This is a genomic window from Streptomyces zingiberis (assembly GCF_012034935.1).
GTDB classification, from domain to species: Bacteria; Actinomycetota; Actinomycetes; order Streptomycetales; family Streptomycetaceae; genus Streptomyces; species Streptomyces zingiberis.
The window spans coordinates 1-2,122 of record NZ_JAATEN010000044.1 but is presented as its reverse complement, the minus strand read 5'-3'; the positions used below and the strand labels follow the sequence as shown (position 1 = coordinate 2,122).

Sequence of the window (2,122 nt, the reverse complement as noted above, 5' to 3'; positions counted from 1 at the left end):
ATACCGGCCGCCCTGCTCCTCATCCAGCCACTTCGACCGGCCATCCCCCAGACCGATCTCCACCCCGCCCGGCAGACCATGAGCCACAAAGGTGTAAACAGCCGGGCCACCCGGACCCGAAACCGGCCGCGCCACCTCACTGACCACCAACGGCTTACCACCGGTCGGCACCATATGAGTCAGCACACTCGCGTGGTGATACGAGCGCAGAAGCTCCTCACGCACACGGGTGTCCTCGGCGTGCGACATCCGCCCGAACCGCTCACCCCGGTCCGACACCAGCGGCCGCGAACCGCCATCCGAATCCCGGAACGTGCTGCCGTCCAGCGCCCTCCACTGCCGGTCCACCACCGAAACCACCGGACCAGCAGACGACGTCGGCTGGAACGGCACCCACGCACCCACCGGCCGCTCCGGATCGGTGTCCACCAGAGCCAGCACATGGTCACGCTGCTTCGCACGGCGCACCAGACGGCCCTCACCACTGGGCGCCCACACCGTCCGCCCCAACCGGTTCGCCACCGCACGCAACAACCCCAGATGCAGCGAATTCGCCGCCTCCGGCACCACCAGCACCACCGGAACATCCTTCGGCAGCTTCGCCAGCTCCGGATCCGCCGCCAGCTCCGCCGCCACCTGCTCCGCGCTCAGCACCCGCCCATCCGGACCACGCACACCCGACGCATCCCCGCCGGCCCACACCACCCACGCCGCGTCACCCCACGGCGCCGCCCCCTCCGACACCTCCCGCAACGCCGAACCAGGCCGCTCCTCGAACACCCGCACCCGGCCCAACCGCACCTGACGGACCTTCTCACCCGTCCAATTACGCCCCCGCACACCACCCGACGCACTCGTCAGCAACGTCCCCGCAGCCAACAACCCACCGGAACCACCCTCACTGAGGGTGAGCGACCCGATGTCCGGAACGTCCGGCGATCCCGTGGTCACGAGGGGTCCGGCGGGCTGCGGCGACGCCGTGGCCGGCCTGGCCTGCCAGGTGGTCTTACGCCACATGCCCAGCTTCTTGTCCCGCCGGGCCGTGACGACGGACGGGGCACCCGGACCCGCCGGCTCCAGTTCCAGAGAGCCGGTGTAGGCCCAGGCGGACCGGCCGGTGCGGTCGGTGAACGCCTGCGCCCGGGACCTGTTGCCCTTGGTGCCCACCTTGAACTCGGAGGTCAGGAAAGCCACCGGCCGCCCGAGACCGATCTGGCTCAGGACCGGGTCGAGGTCCAGCAACGCCCACAGTTCCGCGTCCGGCACCCGCACCGGGCCCGGAGCCCCCGGCAGATGCAGCTCGACGGTGGTGACCTGCGCAGGCCCGGTCAGGTAGATCCGGGGCGTGACGGGCGAGGAGACCCACGGCGGTGCGAGGGCGTCGGTCACCGTGCCGGTGGCCGTCCTGCGGACCGCGCGGGTCCGGTCCAGGTCCACGCCGTCCGGGGTGGGGACCCCGCTCCAGTTGTAGCCGCGGGTCACGGTGCCGTCGCTGACCAGGGCGGCCGAGGTGAACGCGCCCAGCTCCACCAGGTGGAGGGCGGCCAGCACGTGCGGATCGGTGCTGTCCAGCCCCCGGGCGTGGGCCCGCGCGACCAGGGAGCCGAACTCCAGCGACCGCTCGTCGCTCCACGGGGTGGTCGCCGGGACGTGCAGGACACCGCGGCCCAGCCGCTCCCGCTCGGCCGGCTCCATGGTCTCCAGCACCCGGCCGGCAGCGGTGGTCGCCCAGAAGGCCCGCGCGATCTCCGCCGAACTCAGCGACCCCGTCGGCTTCCGCACGATGTCCCGCACCAGGTCGTCGCGGCCCGGGCCGGAGAACTCCCCGATGGCGTAAGCCAGTTCGGAGTCCGGGACCAGGGCGCTGAGCCGGGCGTCCGGCTGCCCGTCCAGCACCGTCCGCGAGGACTCCAGAATCCGGAGGTAGGCCGCCTCGTCCAGGGTGACCCCGCCGGCCCGCCGCGCGAGGAAGGTCCACAACTCCAGACGGAACGGGGTATGGGGAGAGAGGGCCGGGTCGTTGGCGCGCAGGGTCTCCAGCGCGGCGATGCCCCGCAGCGCCGTCTCGTAACGGCCGCCCGGCACCCCGCGGTCGGTCTCCACCTCGTTGCCGAACACCTGG

At 72.3% G+C, this 2,122-nt stretch carries 1 protein-coding gene; it reads right to left on the bottom strand.

The features are described from left to right. On the bottom strand, positions 1-2,122 hold a 2,122-nt coding region (locus HCK00_RS26580), incomplete at both ends, for a hypothetical protein (RefSeq protein ID WP_206321034.1).